General features: G+C 71.4%; 17 protein-coding genes. 5 read left to right on the forward strand and 12 right to left on the reverse strand.

The window, feature by feature from the left end; genetic code table 11:
* Nucleotides 1–26: 26 nt before the first annotated feature.
* From ACWY4P_RS05210 to ACWY4P_RS05225, 4 genes are all read right to left on the reverse strand, one after another.
* Nucleotides 27–1061: an NUDIX hydrolase gene (locus ACWY4P_RS05210; protein WP_456208942.1), complete on the reverse strand. Its 1035-nt coding sequence runs from the start codon at nucleotides 1059–1061 to the stop codon at nucleotides 27–29.
* Nucleotides 1062–1219: 158 nt separating this feature from the next.
* The gene (locus tag ACWY4P_RS05215; protein WP_456208943.1) at nucleotides 1220–2146 is read right to left on the reverse strand and encodes a carbohydrate ABC transporter permease; all 927 of its coding nucleotides are present in this window, start codon (nucleotides 2144–2146) and stop codon (nucleotides 1220–1222) included.
* Complete coding sequence (locus ACWY4P_RS05220; protein ID WP_456208944.1) at nucleotides 2143–3057, reverse strand: carbohydrate ABC transporter permease; 915 nt, start codon at nucleotides 3055–3057, stop codon at nucleotides 2143–2145. The genes ACWY4P_RS05215 and ACWY4P_RS05220 overlap by 4 nt, the downstream gene beginning before the upstream one ends.
* 12 nt (nucleotides 3058–3069) lie before the next feature.
* Nucleotides 3070–4326, reverse strand: a complete 1257-nt coding sequence (locus tag ACWY4P_RS05225; RefSeq protein WP_456212824.1) for an ABC transporter substrate-binding protein — start codon at nucleotides 4324–4326, stop codon at nucleotides 3070–3072.
* 238 nt (nucleotides 4327–4564) lie between these two features.
* Between ACWY4P_RS05225 and ACWY4P_RS05230 the strand changes: the two genes are divergently transcribed.
* Nucleotides 4565–6634, forward strand: a complete 2070-nt coding sequence (locus tag ACWY4P_RS05230; RefSeq protein WP_456208945.1) for an NPCBM/NEW2 domain-containing protein — start codon at nucleotides 4565–4567, stop codon at nucleotides 6632–6634.
* A 66-nt stretch (nucleotides 6635–6700) separates the two neighbouring features.
* On the opposite strand, the gene ACWY4P_RS05235 is transcribed toward ACWY4P_RS05230, so the two are convergent.
* Both ACWY4P_RS05235 and ACWY4P_RS05240 read right to left on the reverse strand, forming a co-directional pair.
* A complete protein-coding gene (locus ACWY4P_RS05235) occupies nucleotides 6701–8602 on the reverse strand; it encodes a protein kinase domain-containing protein (protein WP_456208946.1) in 1902 nt (633 codons plus the stop codon).
* Nucleotides 8603–8738: 136 nt separating this feature from the next.
* Complete coding sequence (locus ACWY4P_RS05240) at nucleotides 8739–9695, reverse strand: ROK family protein (protein WP_456208947.1); 957 nt, start codon at nucleotides 9693–9695, stop codon at nucleotides 8739–8741.
* A 143-nt stretch (nucleotides 9696–9838) separates the two neighbouring features.
* Here ACWY4P_RS05240 and ACWY4P_RS05245 point away from each other — a divergent pair, with 143 nt between their 5' ends.
* Together ACWY4P_RS05245 and ACWY4P_RS05250 are read left to right on the forward strand one after the other, a co-directional pair.
* On the forward strand, nucleotides 9839–10885 hold the full coding sequence (locus tag ACWY4P_RS05245; protein ID WP_456208948.1) for a LacI family DNA-binding transcriptional regulator: 1047 nt from the start codon (nucleotides 9839–9841) through the stop codon (nucleotides 10883–10885).
* A gap of 129 nt (nucleotides 10886–11014) precedes the next feature.
* Nucleotides 11015–11464, forward strand: coding sequence for a hypothetical protein (locus ACWY4P_RS05250; protein ID WP_456208949.1), 450 nt, complete (start codon nucleotides 11015–11017; stop codon nucleotides 11462–11464).
* Nucleotides 11465–11482: 18 nt separating this feature from the next.
* Here the strand turns inward: ACWY4P_RS05250 and ACWY4P_RS05255 are convergent, their stop codons facing one another.
* Nucleotides 11483–11866 carry an SHOCT domain-containing protein gene (locus ACWY4P_RS05255; RefSeq protein ID WP_456212825.1) on the reverse strand — a complete coding sequence of 128 codons (384 nt, stop codon included), beginning with the start codon at nucleotides 11864–11866 and terminating at the stop codon, nucleotides 11483–11485.
* Nucleotides 11867–12067: 201 nt separating this feature from the next.
* Between ACWY4P_RS05255 and ACWY4P_RS05260 the strand changes: the two genes are divergently transcribed.
* The gene (locus ACWY4P_RS05260) at nucleotides 12068–12700 is read left to right on the forward strand and encodes a GAP family protein (protein ID WP_456208950.1); all 633 of its coding nucleotides are present in this window, start codon (nucleotides 12068–12070) and stop codon (nucleotides 12698–12700) included.
* A gap of 9 nt (nucleotides 12701–12709) precedes the next feature.
* On the opposite strand, the gene ACWY4P_RS05265 is transcribed toward ACWY4P_RS05260, so the two are convergent.
* The 5 genes from ACWY4P_RS05265 to ACWY4P_RS05285 form a co-directional block, all read right to left on the reverse strand.
* Nucleotides 12710–14083, reverse strand: a complete 1374-nt coding sequence (locus ACWY4P_RS05265; protein ID WP_456208951.1) for a hypothetical protein — start codon at nucleotides 14081–14083, stop codon at nucleotides 12710–12712.
* A 75-nt stretch (nucleotides 14084–14158) separates the two neighbouring features.
* Entirely contained in the window at nucleotides 14159–15442 is a 1284-nt protein-coding gene (locus ACWY4P_RS05270; protein WP_456208952.1) for a DUF6986 family protein, read from the reverse strand.
* Nucleotides 15443–15607: 165 nt separating this feature from the next.
* Nucleotides 15608–16570: an electron transfer flavoprotein subunit alpha/FixB family protein gene (locus ACWY4P_RS05275; RefSeq protein ID WP_456208953.1), complete on the reverse strand. Its 963-nt coding sequence runs from the start codon at nucleotides 16568–16570 to the stop codon at nucleotides 15608–15610.
* Between the two features lie 60 nt (nucleotides 16571–16630).
* Entirely contained in the window at nucleotides 16631–17416 is a 786-nt protein-coding gene (locus tag ACWY4P_RS05280) for an electron transfer flavoprotein subunit beta/FixA family protein (protein WP_456208954.1), read from the reverse strand.
* 196 nt (nucleotides 17417–17612) lie between these two features.
* Complete coding sequence (locus ACWY4P_RS05285) at nucleotides 17613–17951, reverse strand: TlpA family protein disulfide reductase (RefSeq protein ID WP_456208955.1); 339 nt, start codon at nucleotides 17949–17951, stop codon at nucleotides 17613–17615.
* Between the two features lie 254 nt (nucleotides 17952–18205).
* Between ACWY4P_RS05285 and ACWY4P_RS05290 the strand changes: the two genes are divergently transcribed.
* Nucleotides 18206–18934: a lysophospholipid acyltransferase family protein gene (locus ACWY4P_RS05290; protein WP_456208956.1), complete on the forward strand. Its 729-nt coding sequence runs from the start codon at nucleotides 18206–18208 to the stop codon at nucleotides 18932–18934.
* Nucleotides 18935–19005: the final 71 nt, after the last annotated feature.

Consider the following 19005-nt stretch of genomic DNA (forward strand, 5'->3'; position numbering starts at 1 on the left):
GCCTCTCGCCTCTCGCCTCCCGGCGTTCAGCCCGTCGGCGTGCCCGCCTCGAGGTACAGGGGGCGCCCCTGCTCGCGGGCCCGCAGGGCCCACCGCAGTCGGCTCAGCCGTACCGGAGGCAACAGCTCAGCGGCCTCCCCCTCCGTGACGAAGCGCCAGCCGCGCAGCTCGGACGCCGGGAGCAGGACCTCGCGGGCCGCCTCGGCGGTCAGCCGCCCGCCGTCGAAGAGCAGCCGCAGGCCGCCGTAGCCGGGCGGGCAGGGCTGCTCCCAGTCGACGACCAGCAGCCGCAGCGGCTCGGCCGGCCGGAGGCCCAGTTCCTCGACCACCTCCCGGACGCCGGCGCGGGTGGGCGGCTCGCCGGGCTCGACGACGCCGCCGGGGAACTCCCAGCCGGGCTTGTACGTGGGGTCGACGAGCAGCACCCGGTCGTTCTCGTCGAAGAGCAGAACCCCGGCCGCCATCGTCTCGGCCCTGGGCTCCGGGGTCTGCACGATGTCGCAGCTGCCGGCGCCCTCGCGGACGGCGTCGGCGATGTGCTCGGCGGTCTGCCGGGGGGTGAGCCCGGTGGTGTCCACGACATACGCGTCGTCGACGAGCCACGGCAGGGCCGAGCGGTAGGGCGCCAGGTGGTCCAGGCACCACTGGCGGACGGATTCGCTGGCGTCCGCATCGCCCGGTATGGCCTCGCGCTCCGCTATTCGCTCGCGCAGTATCGTTTCATCGGTGTGCAGCAGCACATGCCGCACGGGGATGCGCCGGGCCGCGAAGGCGCCGAAGATCTCATCGCGGTACTCCTGCCTCAGGACTGTCATCGGCACCACCAGCGGGCCGCCGACCTCGGCGATCAGCGCCGCGCCGGTGTCCACGACCAGCCGCCGCCAGGACGGCAGGTCCTGGTAGCCGGTCACCTCGTCAAGGCGCTTGCGCGGCAGCATCATCCGCAGGCCGTCGCCGACCAGCTCCGGGTCATAGAACGTGCTGCCGGGCAAGAAGTCCACCAGTTCGCGGGCCGCGGTGGTCTTGCCCGCGCCGAACGCACCGTTCAGCCAGACGATCACATTTCCCCCTAATCCATCGCCCCCTGTCAGTTGCCCGCATCACCCTGTTGCGGAAACGCCCGGGGGCCGGGGAGTGACGGATCGCGCCGCCGCCGGGGGCGGCGGCGCGCGTCCCGCGCACCGCGGCGCGGGCCTTCAGCGCACCGCCGCGTGGAACGTCAGCCCTTGCTCGCGCCGAGGGTGAGACCCGCGATGAAGTGGCGCTGGAGGAGCAGAAAGACCAGCACGGTGGGCAGCGCCACGATCACCGAGCCGGCCGCCAGCAGGTTGTAGTCCGTGAAGAACTGCCCGCGCAGATTGTTGAGCGCGGACGTGATGGGGAGCTTGTCGCCGTCGGAGACGAAGACGAGGGCCCACAGGAAGTCGTTGTACATCCAGGTGAACTGGAGCGTGCCGAGCGCCGCCAGCGCCGGGCGGCACAGCGGCAGGGTGATCCGCCAGTACTGCGTCCACACCCCGGCGCCGTCCACCACCGCCGCCTCCAGGATCTCCAGCGGCAGGGTGCGCATGAAGTTTGCCAGGACGAAGACGCAGAAGCCGATCTGGAAGGCGACCTGGACGCCGATCACCGCCCAGTAGGAGTCGTACATCGTCATCGACTCCGACATCCAGTACGGCAGGTTGATCTTGGTGAAGAGCACATACAGCGGGGTGACGATCACCTGCTGCGGCAGCAGGTTCCCGGCCGTGAAGACCATCAGGAGGATCAGCCCGCCGCGCATCTTCAGCCGGGAGACGGCGAAGGCGACGAAGGAGGCGAAGAAGAGCGTCAGCAGCACCCCGGGCACCGCGATGATGAGCGAGTTGACGAAGTACTTGCTCATGCCCGAGTCGTTGAACGCCTGCTTGTAGTAGTCGAACGACAGATGGCGGGGCAGTGAGAAGTAGCCGTGCTCGGCGGTCTCCTCGTACGGGCGCAGCGAGGCGTAGACGGCCAGCAGCAGCGGGGCGAGGAAGGCGAGCGAGACGGTCATCAAGAAGGCGTGCAGCCCCAGGCGTGCGGGGCGCGTCCGGCGGCGCCCGCCCTGTTTCGGCGCCGCCGGGGCGGGGGTCCGCGCGGGTGCGGTCCGGGTGCTCGTGGTCATCCCTTCTTCTCCCCTCGCAGCTCCTGGACCAGGTAGGTCACGATGAATCCCAGGGACACGGTGAGCAGGACGACGGCGATGGCGGACCCGAAGCCGATGCGGCTGGCCTCACCGATGATGTTGTCCGTGACGAGCACGGAGAGCAGTTCCAGGCCGTTGCGTCCGTGGTTGATGGCGTAGACGATGTCGAAGGCGCGCAAGGCCTCGATGACGGTGATGACGCCGACGATGACGTTGACCGGCCGCAGTGTGGGCAGCACGACCCGGAAGAAGGTCTGCCGCTCGTTGGCCCCGTCGAGGGCGGCGGCCTCCTTGAGGGAGGGGTCCACGGACTTCAGCCCGGCCAGGTAAAGGATCATCACATACCCGGTGTGCCGCCAGGCGGCGGCCAGCAGCACCACCCAGATGTTGAGGTCGGGGTCGCCGAGCCAGTCCACCGGGTCGTCGGTGTTGCCGAGGATGGCGTTGAGCACGCCTTGGTCGCGGGAGAAGACCAGCTGGGCCATGAAGCCGACGATGGCGAGCGAGAGCACCACCGGCATGTAGAGGGTGGACTGGTAGAAGCGGCTGAACCGGACGCCCCTGTCGAGGAGTACGGCCAGCAGCAGCCCGAACGGGGTCGCGACGAACCCCAGGAACGCCAGCCACAGCAGATTGTTGCGGGCGGCCGGCCAGAACGGCGGATAGTCGGTGAACAGGGTGCGGTAGTTGTCGACGCCGACCCAGTGGATGTCGCCGATACCGTCCCAGCTGGTGAAGGACAGGCCGATGGAGGCGAGGGTCGGACCCCAGACGAGGGTGAGGTCGAGCAGTACGGGTATGCCCAGCAGCACGCCGATGACGGCGAGGTCGCGGGTGGTGAACTTCCGCGGGCCCCGCCGCCTGGCACGCCGCGCGGTGGTGTGCGGCACGGCGTGTGTCTCCTAGTTGCTGGTGAAGATGGTCTTCTTCTGGGACTCGATGCTCTTCGTCAGGGAGTCGATGTCGTCCGGGTCGTTGATGAACTGCTGAATGGCCCGGATCATCACCTGGGACGCGAAGTCGGGGCGGGTGTCGCGGTCCATGAACTGCGAGATCTGCTTCGCGTCGGCGATGAGCTTGACGGCCTTCTTCTGAAGCGTGTTGTACGAGGAGGTGGACGCACCCTCGTTGACCGCGATGTTGTTGGGGTCCCGCTTGAGGTAGATCTCCTCGGCGGCCGGAGTGGCGAGGTACTTCAACAGCTCCTTGCCCTGCTTCTGCCGCTTGGACTTCTTGGACAGCAGGAAGCCGTCGATCGGCGCCTCGACCGCGTCCTGGCCGTAGGCGGAGTCGATCTCGGGGAAGGCGAAGAAGTCGAGGTCGTCCCGGTCGGCCTCGGGGAACTGCTGGCCGGGGTGCGGAAGGCCGAAGACGGCCATGCCCGACTTCTTCTGTGCCAGGCTCTGCGCGGCCTCCTGCCAGGTGCGCCCGTTGGCCCCCTTCTGGTGGTACGGCATCAGACCGCGCCACAGGTCGAAGACCTGCTTGACCTTGGGGTCGGTCCAGGACTCCTTTCCACCCATCAAGGAGACGTGGAAGTCATAGCCATTGGCCCGCATATTGAGGTAGTCGAAGGTGCCCATGGCGGGCCAGCCGTCCTTGTCGCCGAAGGCGATCGCGTCCAGGCCGTCCTTGTCCATCCGCTTGGCGAGCGCGCGGTACTCGTCGAAGGTCTTGGGGATCTCGTAGCCGTGCTGCTGGAACACGCTCTTCCGGTAGAAGACGGCCCAGGGGTAGTAGTAATACGGCACGAAGTACTGCTTGCCGTCCTCGCCGGTGGACTGCTGCTTGAGCGCGTCGGAGAAGCCGTCGAAGCCCTTCCAGACGTCGCTGATGTCGGCGAGCAGCCCCTGCTTGGCGAAGAACTGCATGCGGTACCCCGCGAACCACATGAAGACGTCGTCCGGGGTGCCCTTGAGATAGCGGTTGATGTTCTCCTGAAAGGACTCGTGGTTGACGGTGTTGACCTTGACCTTCTTGTCAGATTTCTTCTCGTAGGCGTCGAACACCTCGGCGAACGCCTTGCGCGGTACGGCGTCCGAGGCGTTGGACCCTATCTTCACCTCGTCGCTGGGGCCCCCGCAGGCGGTGAGCAGCGCCGGGAGGGCGACCGCGCCGGCTCCGACCGCGGTACCCCGGAGCAGAGCGCGACGGGAGATCCGATGTTCTGACGATGACTGTGCCACGTGCCCCTCCAAGGAGGTTCAATCAAACACAACCGAACGCGAGTGAGTGGATCTCAGCCCGTCGAGCGGGGCCCAGTCAAGAGTTATGACGAGATATCGAACAACCGTTATCGGTTCTCTTCCAACAGACTCCAACACGGTCTACCGTAAACGACCGCGAGTAACGTGCTTTGACGCAGCGTCACCCCGTCGAGAACGGAGGACCCGCCTCATGCGCCATGTCTCTTCCCTGGCCATCCGCCGAAGAATCATCGGAGGAGTGGCCGCCGCACTGCTGGGTACGACCGGGGCGGCCGGGCTGACCGTCCCGGCCGCCGCCCAGCCCGCGACCCGGCCCGCCGCCCAGCCCGCCGATGCCGTCGCGGACGCGGCACCGGCCGCCGCCGCGCCGGACGGTGGGCTCGCCCTCACTCCCCCGATGGGCTTCAACAACTGGAACTCGACCCACTGCCGGGCCGAGTTCAACGAGGCGATGGTCAAGGACATCGCCGACATCTTCGTCACCAAGGGCCTGAAGGAGGCCGGATACCGCTACGTCAACCTCGACGACTGCTGGGCGCTGCCCCAGCGCGACGCGGACGGCAAGCTGGTCCCGGACCCCGTGCGCTTCCCGAACGGCATCAAGGCCGTCGCCGACTATGTGCACTCCAAGGGGCTGAAGTTCGGCATCTACACCAGCGCCGGCACCAAGACCTGCAACAGCGCCGGCTTCCCCGGCGCCCTGGGCCATGAGCGCTCGGACGCCCAGCAGTTCGCCGACTGGGGCGTGGACTACCTCAAGTACGACAACTGCAATAACCAAGGCGTGGACGCCAAGCAGCGCTATCTGGCCATGCGCGACGCCCTCCGGGCGACCGGCCGCCCCATCGTCTACAGCATCTGTGAATGGGGCCAGAACAAGCCATGGGAGTGGGCCTCGGACATCGGCCAGCTGTGGCGTACCACCGGCGACATCAGCGACAGCTGGGGCAGCATGCTCTCGATTGCCAAGAAGAACCTCCCGCTCGCCCCGTACGCCGGGCCCGGCCACTGGAACGACCCCGACATGCTGGAGGTCGGCAACGGCGGGATGACGCCCACCGAGTACCGCAGCCACTTCTCCCTCTGGTCGATCATGGCGGCGCCGCTGCTCATCGGAACCGACCTGCGCAAGGCAACCCCCGAGACCTACGAGATCCTCGGCAACCGCGAGGTCATCGCCGTCGACCAGGACCGGCTCGGCAAGCAGGGCGAGGTGCTCTCCTCCGAGGGCGGTGGCCGGATCGTCGTCAAGGAGCTCGCGGGCGGCGACCGGGCGGTCGCGCTCTTCAACGAGACCGACCGGCCCCGGCACATCGCCACCACGGCCACCGCGCTCGGCCTGCCGAAGGCGGACGCATACCGGCTGCGCGACCTGTGGCAACACCGGAGCTACAACACCGCGGGAGAGGTGGCGGCCACCGTCCCGGCCCATGGCACCGCGCTGTTCCGCGTCTCGGCCGACCGGCGCTGGGCCGCCTACCCACCCGCCGTGGAACTGGGCACCGACGCGGCCGCGCTGGCCGAGGCCGGGACCACCGCCGAGGTCGCCACGACCGTCACCGACCTCGGCCGCAGCCCCGCCCGCCGGGTCTCGGTCCGCCTCACCGGCCCCGACGGCTGGCGCGTCGAGGCCACCTCCCCGACCAGGGCCGCCACCCTGCCCACCGGCCGAAAGCTGACCACGCGCTGGCGGGTCACCGCGCCCGTCGGCACCCCGGCCGGCGCATACGAACTGAAGGTCTCGGCGGACTATCGCTCCCCGCGGGGCACCCGGGCAGCGGCGGAGCTGCCGGCTCCGGTGCATGTGGTGGTGGCGCCGCCCTCCGGGACCTCGTACGCAAGCGACCTGCCGTGGCTGAGCGCGGTCAACGGCTGGGGTCCGGTGGAGAAGGACACCAGCGTGGGCGAGAACGCGGCGGGTGACGGACATCCGATCACCATCGGCGGCACCGTCCACGCCAAGGGCCTGGGGGTGCATGCGCCGAGCGAGGTGACGTACTACACCGGCGGCCGGTGCACGAGCTTCACGGCCCAGGTCGGCGTGGACGACGAGGAGGACGCCGCCGGGACGGTCGCCTTCGAGGTCTGGGCGGACGGCGAGAAGGTCGCCGCGACGGGGACGCTGACCAACGCCGACCCGGCCACGGCCGTCAAGGCCGCCCTCGGCGGCGCGACGACCGTCCGGCTGGTGACCACCGACGCCGGGGACGACGTGACCAGCGACCACGGGGACTGGGCGGAGGCGGCCTTCAGCTGCTGACGCCGCCGGACGGGCGGAGCCACCGCGCTTCGCTCCGCGACCGACCGGCCCCTCCTCGCTCACCCGTCAGCACACGGGCAGCCCGGGGAGGGGCTGGTCGTTGTCCCCGCCCTTGATGTAGACGTCACTGACGAACACGTTGGTGTGGCCGCTGTCGTCGTCCGTCTTGGCCCACCACACGTTCGTCCACTTGCCGTAGGTCTCCCGGCGGCCCAGGTTCTGCTGGCAGTAGAAGTAGTTCAGGCCCTGGTTGAGAGTGCCGACCGGCTCTCCGGCGGCTGTGTACGACGTGGCGGTGCGCCACACCTCGCAGTTGTACTTCCCGCCGCCGGCGTCACGGCAGACCGGCGAGGGATCGGGATCCGGGGAGCCGCCACCGCCGCCGGCCCCGCTCGCGCCGGCGGAGCCGTCGTGGTCGCCGCCTCCGCCTCCGCCCGAAGGCCCGCCGCTCCCGCCGCCCTTGCCGCCGTCCGAGCCGCCGGACGCGCCATTGCCGCTGCTACCGGGCTCGCCCGAGGCGGACGGGGAACCGGAGCCCGAGGGCTCCGCGGTCTTCTTCCCGCCTTTGTCGCCCTTGTCGCCCTTGCCGTCCTTGCCGTCCTTGCCGCCCGTACTGCCCTTGTCCCCGGTCTTCCCGCCGTCCGGTGTAGCGGAGTGAGAGGGGGACGCCGATGTGTCCTCCTGACGCCCGGCCGCGGCCTTGTCGCCGTCGCCGCCGACGAGCGCGTATGTCACGCCTCCCCCGGCGAGCAGAACGGCGACGACCACGGCCGCGATCAGCGCCTTCTTACGCCCCGGCTGACGACCGGGCCCCGGCGGCACCCCACCGTCCGGAGCCCCGCCGCTCACCAGCGGCTCCTCGGGGGCCTGCGGCGGCCCGAAGCCGGACGGGGCCGAGGACAACAAGGGGGAAGACGGCTGAATGGGCGGCTGAGAGGCGGAAGGCAGCGGGGCAGACGGCTGCGGAACGGAGGGCTGCGGCTCGGCGGACCTCGGGCCGGCGGGCGGGCCCGCGGACGGGTCGCCAGGCCGTGTGTGCGGCGGCGGCGCGGAGCCCAGCACATCCGGCACCGTCGGCGTCCGCCCGACCCACCCCGCGGCGGCCCACGGCTCCTCCCCCGCCGCGACGGCCTCCAGCATCGCCCGCGCCTGGGCCGCGGACGGCCGAGCCGCCGGGTCCTTGTCCATCATCGCGTGCAGGACCGGCGTCAGCGGCCCGGCCCGCCTCGGCTCCGGAAGCGGTTCGGTGACGATCGCCGTCAGCGTCGACCACACCGACGTCCGGCGGAACGGGGACGAGCCCTCCACCGCCGCGTACAGCGTCATGCCGAGCGCCCAGACGTCCGAAGCCGGGCCGGGCTCCTGGCCCTGGGCGCGCTCCGGCGCGAGATAGTCCAGGGAGCCGATCAGCTCGCCGCTACGGGTCAGTTTGGTGGTCGCGTCGTCGCCCGGCGCCTCCATGCTCGCGATGCCGAAGTCGGTGAGGACGACCCGGCCGTCGTGGTCGAGCAGCACATTGCCCGGCTTCACGTCCCGGTGCAGCACGCCGACGTGATGGCCCGCGCCGAGGGCGTCCGCCACCTTCGCGCCGATCGCCGCGGCCTCCAGGGGCTCCACGACGCCCTGCTCGTCTATCACGTCGTCCAGCGACCGGCCGTCAATGAGCTCCATGACGATGACCGGAAGCCCGCTCTCCTCCGTCACGTCGTGCACCGTGATCACACCGGAGTGCCGGATCCGCGCCGCGGCCCGGGCCTCCCGCTGCATCCGGACGCGCAGATCGGCGAGTTCGGGCCCGGAGGAGTCGGTGTAGGCGCGCAGCACCTTGACCGCGACCTCCCGGCCCAGCACCTCGTCGACGGCCTTGCAGACCACGCCCATACCGCCCCGGCCGAGCGTGCCGGTCACGCGGTACCGACCGCCGAGCAGCCTGCCGGTCAGGTCCCCGCTCACGTCCCCCGATGACACCGTGCCTCAGTCCCCCTTGTAAGCCGTGGTCACGCAACAGCTTAGGGGCAAGCACCGACAGTCCCGCTCAACTCGCGGGCGTGCAGGCCCTGTCGGGTCGATGGGAGGTGCCCCTCCGGGGCGCCAGAACCGAGCACTAGGAGAAGGGGCCGAAGCCGTCCACGTGCACCTGCTGGGCGGCCGCGGCGGCGGCGCCGACCAGTCCGGCGTCCGTGCCCATCTGCGCGGGGACCACCTCCAGGCCACCGACGAACGACAGGGTCGCGTAGTCGCGCAGCGCGCGCCGCAGTGGTGTGAAGAGCACGTCCCCGGCGCCCGCCACCCCGCCGCCGACCACGGCCACCTCGATCTCCACGAGCGTCGCGGTGGCCGCGATCCCGGCGGCCAGCGCCTGCGCGGCGCGCTCGAAAGAGGCCCGTGCGACCGGGTCGCCGGCCCGGGCCGAGGCGGCCACGGCCGCCGCGCTGGTGTCGCCGCCGGGGCCGGGGCGCCAGCCGCCCTCCAGGGCCCGTCGGGCGATGTTGGGGCCGCTGGCGATGCGCTCGACACAGCCGCGCGCGCCGCACGGGCACGGGTCGCCGTCGAGGTCCACACTGATGTGGCCGATGTGCCCGGCGTTCCCCGTGGGGCCCGGGTGCAGCCGGCCGTTCAGCACCAGGCCGCCGCCGACGCCCGTGGACACCACCATGCACAGCGCGCCCGTACGCCCGCGCGCCGCGCCCTGCCAGTGCTCGGCCGCCGTCATCGCCACCCCGTCGCCGACCAGCGCGAGCGGCAGTTCGCCGACCGTCTCCCGGACCCCGGCGACCAGGGGGAAGTCTCGCCAGCCGGGGATGTTGACGGGGCTGACGGTGCCGACGGAGGCGTCGACCGGGCCCGCGCTGCCGATTCCGACCGCGGCGACCCGCGACCACTGCGCGGTGCCCGACAGCTCGTCGAGCACCGCCGTGACCTCGCGCATCACGGTCTCCCCGGACTCCTGGGCGGGGGTGGCGCGCCTGGCCCGTACGACCAGCTTGCCACTGCCGTCCACCAGGGCACCCGCGATCTTGGTCCCGCCGATATCCAGTGCGGCGATGAGGTCACGTGGCATATGAGTCGACTCCCCCGGCAGGCCTGAACGTATCGCTGTGAGGCAACAGTCTTCCCTGCCGCTGACAACGTTGTCCAGGGGCTATGCTCGGACACCCTTCCGCACGACGACCAGCGAACGACCAGCGACGGGACAAGCGCACCGTGACCGACACCGCTCCGGGCACCGCCAGCACTTCGCGCCGCTACGGCACCCGGCCCACCATGAAGGACGTCGCCGCGCGCGCCGGGGTCGGTCTGAAGACGGTCTCGCGAGTGGTCAACAGCGAGCCGGGGGTCACACCCGACACCGAACGGCGCGTCCAGGAGGCCATCACCGCGCTCGGCTTCCGTCGCAACGACAGCGCCCGCATCCTGCGCAAGGGCCGCACCGCCAGCATCGGACTGGTCCTCGAAGACCTCGCCGACCCGTTCTACGGGCCCCTCAGCCGCGCCGTCGAGGAGGTCGCCCGCGCGCACGGCGCCCTGCTGATCAACGGTTCGAGCGCCGAGGACCCCGAGCGCGAGCAGGAGCTCGTGCTCGCCCTGTGCGCCCGGCGGGTCGACGGCCTCGTCGTCATCCCGGCCGGGCGCGACCACCGCTACCTGGGCCCGGAGATAGCCGCGGGCGTCGCCACGGTGTTCGTGGACCGCCCGGCGGGCCGTATCGACGCCGACGCCGTGCTCTCCGACAGCTTCGGCGGCGCGCGCGACGGCGTCGCCCACCTGATCGCCCACGGCCACCGCCGCATCGGCTTTCTCGGTGACCAGCCGGGCATCCACACCGCCGAGGAGCGGCTGCGTGGCTACCGGGCGGCGATGGCCGAGGCCGGGCTGCCGGTCGACGACGCGTGGGTGTCCCTCGGCCCCACCGACCCCGAGCGGGTACGGGTGGCGGCCATCACGATGCTGAACGCCCCGGAGCCGGTCACCGCCCTGTTCGCGGGCAACAACCGTGTGACGGTCACCGTCGTACGGGTCCTGGCCGGGCGCCCCGGACCGGTGGCCCTCGTCGGCTTCGACGACTTCGAGCTCGCCGACCTCCTCTCCCCCGGCATCACCGTGATCGCCCAGGACTCGGCCCAGCTCGGCCGCACCGCCGCGGACCTGCTCTTCCGCCGCCTGGACGGGGCGGGGGGCGAGCCTCGGCGGGTCGTACTGCCGACGCGCCTGATCGCCCGCGGCTCCGGCGAGTCGCCGCCGGCCACGTAACCGCCACCCCGGGCCCGGCCCCGGATGGACCATCCGGGTCGCCGCGTCGTCCTTCTGTCGTCAGAGTGGGTCCGACGGCGGTGCCCCGAACAAGTGCGACACGGTGCGGACGGGACGAGGTGAGGCACGATGACCCAGTGCCGGATACGGACGTTCTGCGCGGGAACCCTGGTGGCGGCCACGGTGCTGGTGTCCGCCGGCTGTTCGAACGGCGGTGGCTCATCGTCCCCGGCCTCCCGGGTCTCCAAGGCCGTCGCCTCGGCGACCGCCTCCGCGAAGGCCGAGTTGGACAAGATCAAAAACGGCGTGAACGCCAAGGGCGATGTGAAGGCCGGCACCGTCTCGATCGCCCATGACGGCCACGCCGTCGCACCGATCACCGTGACCAACAAGAAGGACAACGTGGCGAAGTACGCCGTGGAGGTGAACTTCCGCGATGCGAAGGGGAGCCTGCTCGATGTGACCGTTCTGACGGTCTCCTCGGTCCAGCCCCGCTCGTCGAAGAAGGCCACCGCCCGCAGCCACCGCAAGCTCAGCGGTCACCTCACAGCGCAGGTCGGCGCGGCGGTGCGGTACTGACGCAGTGCATACGGTCCGTCAGGCCGCGAGCACCTTGGCCTTGGCGCGCTCGTACTCCTCGGTCGTGATGTCGCCGTGGTTCTTGAGCTCCACCAGCTTGGAGAGCTCCTCGGCATGACCCGTCGCGGCGGTCTCGCGCACGAACTCCTTCAGATCCGCCTCCGCCTTCAGGGCCGCCTTCGCCTCGCGCTCGCCCATCCCGCGGCCCCGTGCGATCAGGTACACGAAGATACCGAGGAAGGGCAGGACGACGACGAAGAAGCACCAGCCCGCCTTGGCCCAACCGCTCATCGAGTCATCCCGGAAGAGATCGCCGATCACGCGGAAGAGCAGTATGAACCACAGGATCCAGAGAAAGACCCAGACAGTGGTCATGAACACGTTCAGCAATGGATAGTCCATCATCCGCCTCCCGTCGGACGCGCCCGGCGAGACCGACGAAGGCTCCCACCAGGGCCGCCTGCTTCAAGCGTACGGCGCGCTCTCGGGTCCGGTCGGCGCAGCACCGGATGCCGTAGGGGCGCGGGCGCGTACGAATGGAGAAAGCGAAGCCGTCTGGAGGAAGCGAAGCCGTCGCGAGCCGGAGGCCGGAGAGGGCAGCCCATGGACCTGCAGATTCTCCCGCTCGCCGTCACCATGATGGCGGGGCCGCAAATCGTGTCCGCCGTCATCCTGGTGACCGTGCCGCGGCCGGTGCGGGTGTCGCTGGCGTTCCTCCTCGGGGTGGCGATCGCGACGGCGGCGGGGGTCACGATCGCCCGGGGGATCTTCGCACTGCTGGGCCAAGTGGTCGCGCCGGGCAGCCCGTCCGAGCGCGGATCGGCCGGGACGGTCGTCCAGATCGTGCTGGTGGCGCTGCTGGTGTTGGCGGCGGTGAAGGCGTACGTGAAGCGGGAGACGGCCGAGCCGCCGAAGTGGCTGGGCTCGCTGATGGAGGCGGGGCCCGGGAAGGCCTTCACCGTCGGCCTCCTGGTCATCCTGGTCATGCCGTCCGACATCATGGTCATGCTGACCGTGGGGGCGTCCCTGGAACAGCACGGCGTGGGTGTGGCGGCGGCGCTGCCGTTCATCGGGCTGACGGTGCTGGTCGCCGCGTTGCCGCTGCTGGTCCTCCTCCTGGCCGGCCGGCGCGCGCGGGAGGCCATGCCTCGCCTCCGCGAGTGGCTGACCTCCCACAGCTGGGTGGTCACCATCGCCACCTGTCTGCTCTTCATCGTGCTCATCCTCACCCCGTAGCGGCCCCGGCTACCGGCTGCCCCGCCCGGTGGGCAGCCGGGGCCGGGCCGCGCGGGTCCTGGCCTCTCGGCCGGTCGCGGCCAGCAGCGCGATCGCCGTGAGCGCGGCCAGCAGAACCAGCACCAGGAGCAGCACCGTCAGTGCGGTGGGGTGGTTCCAGGCGCCGAACGCGCCGGCCGTCGGCAGCAGCACCCCGAAGGTCAGCCCCCGGCGGTGCCGCGCGGCCCAGGTGCCGGCCCGCCCGGTACGCAGCCCGCGGGCCGCGCTCCAGCGCGCGGCGGAGTCGGCCGCGCGGTCGGCGCCCTTCCGCGCCGCGCGGGGCAGTCGGCCGGGTCCCGCCAGGTAGGCGCCCAGCGCGATGACGAGGCCGAGCACCCCCGTGGTGCGGACGGTGATCCACAATCCGCGCAGCAGTGTGTCGCAGACGGCCGCCGCTGCCGCCCGGGACAGCACGCTCGGCGGCAGGTGGTCGAGGTAGTACTGACGGGCGGCGGCCATGCCCGCGGCCAGGGCGAGAGAGGTGACGGCGGTCCCCAGCGCGGCGCGGGCCAGGGCACGGCGGCGCCGACGCGCGAGCAGGACGCCGGATGTGCCGAGCAGCGCGGTCAGCCCGGGCAGCCAGGCGCCGGCCAGGTCCAGCAGGCGCGCCCCGAATCTGACCCGGCCCAGTTGGGCGGAGTGGAACAGGACCATGCGCCGGTCGACGTCGGGGATGGCGCTCGCCGAGGGGAGTCCGGCGTCCAGCAGCTGCCGCTTGACCTTTTCGACGGCCGCGCCCACGTCCAGGGTCACCGTGTCGCCGTCCACCCCGACCGGTCCACGCCCCTCGCCGGTGAGCACATGGACGAGAGCGGAGTGGACGGCCCGGTTGGCGCGGACCCACACCGCGGGGAACTGGTCGCCGCGCACGACATGTGCCGCCACCCTCGTCAACGCCTCGTCGATGGCCGGGTCCAGCTTCGGCCCGAACCCCTCGACCGCGTCGGCTGCCGCCGGCGGCAGCCCCTGGCGGCGCAGCCAGGAAGCGATGTCCGAGGTGAGGTCCCGGCCGCTGCGGCGGGCATCCAGGGCCCGGCGGACGTGCCGCAGCGCGGCGTCCTGGATCGCGGGGTCCTTCGCGAGCGGGGAGACCGTCGCCACGTAGCGGTCGGTGTCGAGGACGACGTCGTGGAGCCACGCTGACACCAGGGACACCGGGACGAGCAGACAGGCGAGCGACATCAGCAACCCCGACGCGGCACTCCTGGCGATCCCCCCGAAACCCCGGCCCCCGCGACGGCGCACCCGGCCACCGCCCGCCCCCGCGGCGGAGTGGTCGTGCGGCGGCTTCGGCGGCTTCGGCGTCGCGGGGCTGCCCGGTGACTCGTCGGGGGCGCCGGTCATGACAACATCTCGCGCCTTCCCCGGCGGCACCGCATCCCGGGTGAGGCGTCAGAGTGAACTCATTGGCGCCAGAGTTCAGCTCGTGGCGGGGGCCCGGCCCGACAGGGTGTTCAGGGTGGCGCGGTCCAGGCCGGTGAGGCGCTCCACCTCCGCGCCGTCCACCGCGCCGCAGTCCAGGCCGCGCAGCAGATAGCCGCTGAGGGCCTTGGCCGTGGCCGGTTCGTCGGCGATGGCGCCGCCCGCGCGGTTGACGTACGCGGCCAGGCGGGCCGCGGCCTGCGGCAGGCCCTCCCGGTAGAAGGCGTAGACGGCGGCGTAACGGGTCGGCAGATGGCCGGGGTGCATGTCCCACCCCTGGTAGTACGCGCGCGTCAATGACCGTCGGACCAGGCGGTGGTGGAGCCGCCAGGCCTCGTGGACCTGCTCGGGCGAGCCGACGGGCAGGACGTTGGTCGAGCCGTCGGAGAGCCTGACGCCGGTGCCGGCGGCGGCGACCTGCATGACGGCCTTGGCGTGGTCGGCGACGGGGTGGTCCATGGACTGGTGGGCGGCGCTGACCCCGCAGGAGGCGCTGTAGTCGAAGGTTCCGTAGTGCAGCCCGGTGGCCCGGCCCCCGGCGGCGTCGATCATACGGGCGACGGTGGCGCGGCCGTCGGGGCCGAGGACGGCCTGGGTGGTCTCGATCTGGATCTCGAAGCCGATCCGGCCCGCGGCCAGGCCGTGCGCCTGCTCGAACGCCTCGCACAGCCGGACCATGGCGGTGACCTGCTCGGCGTAGGTGACCTTCGGCAGGGTGAGGACGAGTCCGCCCGGCAGGCCTCCGGCGTCCAGCAGCCCGGTGAGAAAGATGTCGAGGGTGCGGATGCCGCGGTCGCGGACGGCGGCTTCCATGCACTTCATGCGGATGCCGACGTACGGCGGCGCGGCGCCTTCCGCGACGGCGGCGGCGACCAGGGAGGCCGCGCGGGCGGCCGCGGCGTCCTCCTCGGCGTCGGGGCGCGGGCCGTAGCCGTCCTCGAAGTCGATGCGCAGGTCCTCGATGGGCTCGCGCGCCAGCTTGGCGCGCACCCGCGCGTAAACCGGCTCGGCGAGGTCGTGCTGGATGCCGAGGACGGCGGCCAGCGCGGCGGGGTCGGGGGCGTGTTCGTCGAGCGCGGCGAGGGCCTGGTCGCCCCAGTCGCGGACGGTGCCCGCGGTGAAGAGGTCGGCGGGGACATAGACGGTGTGGACGGGCTGGCGGGTGCCGGGGTCGCCGGGGTAGCGGCGGGCGAGTTCGGCGTCGACGCCGGCGAGGGAGGCGGCGATCCCGTCACGTACGGCGCTGGGAAGGCTGGTCGCGAACGTCTCTTGCTGCCCCATCCGCGCTTCCTCCACCATGCCGCTTCCATCTTTCCGCAGTACGGAATCAATAATCCGTTCAGTGAAGTTATCCGCGGCTCGGCCGCAGGTCAACACCTCCCTGAACACGCGCACGGCCCCCGTGCGCGGCGCATCGTCCGCACACGGGGGCCGTCCGGCGAGGCGTCAGCCCTTGCGGGTCTTGATCTCCTCGGTCAGCTGCGGGACCACCTCGAAGAGGTCGCCGACCACGCCGTAGTCGACGAGGTCGAAGATCGGGGCCTCGGCGTCCTTGTTGATGGCCACGATGGTCTTGGAGGTCTGCATGCCGGCCCGGTGCTGGATCGCACCGGAGATGCCGGTGGCGATGTACAGCTGCGGGGAGACCGACTTGCCGGTCTGGCCCACCTGGTTGGTGTGCGGGTACCAGCCCGCGTCCACCGCGGCGCGCGAGGCGCCCACGGCGGCTCCGAGCGAGTCGGCCAGCGCCTCGACGAGGGGGAAGTTCTCCGCGCCGCCGACGCCGCGGCCGCCGGAGACCACGATCGCGGCCTCGGTCAGCTCGGGGCGCCCGGTGGACTCGCGCGGGGTACGGGCGGTGACCTTGGTGCCGGTGGCCTGGTCCGAGAAGGTCACGGACAGCTCCTCGACGGCGCCGGCGGCCGGGGCGGCTTCCACAGCGGCCGAGTTCGGCTTGACGGTGATGACCGGGGTGCCGTTGCTGACCCGGGACTTGGTGGTGAACGCGGCGGCGAACACCGACTGGGTCGCGATCGGGCCCTCGTCGCCGGCCTCCAGGTCGATGGCGTCGGTGATGATGCCCGAGTCGACCCGGACGGCCAGGCGGGCGGCGATCTCCTTGCCCTCGGCGGAGGACGGGACCAGCACGGCGGCCGGGGAGACGGCCTTGTAGGCGGCCTGGAGCGCGTCCACCTTCGGTACGACGAGGTAGTCGGCGTACTCCGGGGCATCGTGCGTGAGCACCTTCACCGCGCCGTGCTCGGCGAGCGTGGCAGCGGTGTCGGCGGCACCGTTGCCGAGGGCGACGGCCACCGGCTCACCGATTCGGCGGGCCAGGGTCAGCAGCTCGAGGGTGGGCTTGCGGACGGCGCCGTCCACGTGGTCGACATAGACGAGGACTTCAGCCATGGGAATCGATCTCCTGCGGAAAAAGTGCGGGCGGTTGGCGGTGCGTCGGGCGCGGCCGGGTCAGATGAACTTCTGACCCGCCAAGAACTCGGCAAGTTGCTTGCCGCCCTCGCCCTCGTCCTTGACGATCGTGCCCGCGGTGCGGGCCGGGCGCTCCGTGGCGCTGTCGACCGCGGTCCAGGCGCCCTCCAGGCCGACCTCGTCCGCCTCGATCTCCAGGTCCTCGAGGTCCCAGGAGGTCACCGGCTTCTTCTTGGCGGCCATGATGCCCTTGAAGGAGGGGTAGCGGGCCTCGCCCGACTGGTCGGTGACGGACACGACGGCGGGCAGCGAAGCCTCCAGCTGCTCCGAGGCCGTGTCGCCGTCGCGGCGGCCCTTGACCGTGCCGTCCTCGACCGAGACCTCCGACAACAGCGTGACCTGGGGAACTCCGAGGCGCTCCGCCAGCAGCGCGGGCAGCACGCCCATGGTGCCGTCGGTGGAGGCCATGCCACAGACCACGAGGTCGTAGCCGGTCTTCTCGATCGCCTTGGCCAGCACCAGCGAGGTGCCCAGCACGTCCGTGCCGTGCAGGTCGTCGTCCTCGACGTGGACGGCCTTGTCGGCGCCCATGGACAGCGCCTTGCGCAGCGCGTCCTTGGCGTCCTCGGGGCCGACGGTCAGCACGGTGATCTCGGCGTCATCGGCTTCGTCGGAGATCTGGAGGGCCTGCTCGACCGCGTACTCGTCCAGCTCGGAGAGCAGGCCGTCCACGTCGTCGCGGTCGACGGTCAGGTCTTCGGCGAAGTGCCGGTCGCCGGTGGCGTCGGGCACGTACTTCACACAGACAACGATCCTCAAGCTCACGCCGGCTCTCCTACTGCATCGTCTCGTCAAGCTGCCTTGTGCTGGCAGCATAGGCGCCTTCGGGTGCGGATTCCGGCCGGTCGGCGACCGGGGCGGCACCTGCACCGATCAAAATATTACTCGTCAGTACACCCAGCGTGTTCCCCGTAGGCAACCCAGTTGAACTGTGACGTTGCCAACGGGCGCCGGCGGCGGCTCAGACCGCCGCGCCGAGCGCCGCGATCACGTCCGCCCTGCGCGGCTGCCCGGCGGCGCGGCGCACGATGCGCCCCTCGGCGTCGAGCACCAGCACCGTGGGGGTCCGCACGATGCCCAACCCGCGCACGAGGTCCAGCCGCGCCTCGGCGTCGATCTCCACATGCGCCACGCCGTCCACCATCCGGGCGACGTCGGCGAGAATGCGCCGGGTGGCCCGGCAAGGCTGGCAGAACGCGGTCGAGAACTGCACGAGCGTCGCCCGCTCCCCCAGCCTCGCCCCGAGTTCCGCGGCGTCCAGCCGCCCGCCGTAGCCCGCCTCGCCCTGCCCGCTCCGCACCAGCTGCCCCTTCGCTCGCCTCGATCACCTCGATCGTCCCTCGCCGGGTGCAGCGCGGAAGCACCCACGCACATTCCTCTCCGCGCCCCCTTCGGCGTACGCCCGGCCCCGACGTGATGAGGATCTCCCGGCCCCAGCGGTCCGCCCGGTAGGCAGAAAGGCGCGACATGGGGCACCATCTGCCAGAAGCCCGAACCTACGGCCGCGTAACTTCCGTCGGGAGAGCCCTCCCAGGAAAAGAGAAGGGTCCCCCTATGGCAGAGCTCGTCTACCCGCCCGTGATCGGTGCCGCCCGCACCATGTTCAAGGCGCTGGACCTGCGCTTCGACATCAAGGGCACCGAGAACATCCCCAAGCGGGGCGGCGCGGTTCTGGTGAGCAACCACATCGGCTATCTCGACTTCGTCTTCTGCGGGCTGACCGCGCGTCCGGGCAAGCGGCTGGTCCGCTTCATGGCCAAGGAGTCGGTCTTCCGGCACAAGGTCGCAGGGCCGCTGATGCGCGCGATGAAGCACATCCCGGTCGACCGCGCGGCGGGCATGGACGCGTACCGGCACGCGCTGAAGGCGCTGCGCTCGGGCGAAATCATCGGGGTGTTCCCCGAGGCGACGATCTCCGAGTCGTTCACCCTCAAGAACTTCAAGACGGGCGCGGCCCGGCTGGCCCAGGAGGCGGGCGTACCGCTGCTGCCGATGGCGCTGTGGGGCACCCAGCGGCTGTGGACCAAGGGCCACAAGCGGGATCTGGGCCGCAACCACTTCCCGATCACGATGCGGGTGGGCGCGCCCATGGAGGCCGACCCGACCGAGCCGTCGGACACGCTCACCGAGCGGCTGCGCGCCCGGGTGCAGGAGTTGCTGGAGGCGGCGCAGCGGGCGTACCCGGTGCGGCCCAAGAACGCGGACGACACCTGGTGGGTCCCGGCCCACCTCGGCGGCACCGCGCCCACCCCGGCCCAGGCGGCCGGGCTCGACCGCCGCTGAGCGCTCTCCACTCGGGCCCTGTCCGACCGGGGCCGCTCCGCCGGGACCCTGTCCGACCGGCTGTTTTCTCG

It is taken from the genome of Streptomyces sp. LZ34 (assembly GCF_053890475.1).

Coding starts and splice junctions, on each gene's coding strand:
- ACWY4P_RS05215 (WP_456208943.1), bottom strand. CDS start 2,146: ATGACCACGAGCACCCGGACCGCACCCGCGCGGACCCCCGCCCCGGCG.
- ACWY4P_RS05230 (WP_456208945.1), top strand. CDS start 4,565: ATGCGCCATGTCTCTTCCCTGGCCATCCGCCGAAGAATCATCGGAGGA.
- ACWY4P_RS05240 (WP_456208947.1), bottom strand. CDS start 9,695: ATGCCACGTGACCTCATCGCCGCACTGGATATCGGCGGGACCAAGATC.
- ACWY4P_RS05250 (WP_456208949.1), top strand. CDS start 11,015: ATGACCCAGTGCCGGATACGGACGTTCTGCGCGGGAACCCTGGTGGCG.
- ACWY4P_RS05255 (WP_456212825.1), bottom strand. CDS start 11,866: ATGGACTATCCATTGCTGAACGTGTTCATGACCACTGTCTGGGTCTTT.
- ACWY4P_RS05260 (WP_456208950.1), top strand. CDS start 12,068: ATGGACCTGCAGATTCTCCCGCTCGCCGTCACCATGATGGCGGGGCCG.
- ACWY4P_RS05265 (WP_456208951.1), bottom strand. CDS start 14,083: ATGACCGGCGCCCCCGACGAGTCACCGGGCAGCCCCGCGACGCCGAAG.
- ACWY4P_RS05270 (WP_456208952.1), bottom strand. CDS start 15,442: ATGGGGCAGCAAGAGACGTTCGCGACCAGCCTTCCCAGCGCCGTACGT.
- ACWY4P_RS05275 (WP_456208953.1), bottom strand. CDS start 16,570: ATGGCTGAAGTCCTCGTCTATGTCGACCACGTGGACGGCGCCGTCCGC.
- ACWY4P_RS05290 (WP_456208956.1), top strand. CDS start 18,206: ATGGCAGAGCTCGTCTACCCGCCCGTGATCGGTGCCGCCCGCACCATG.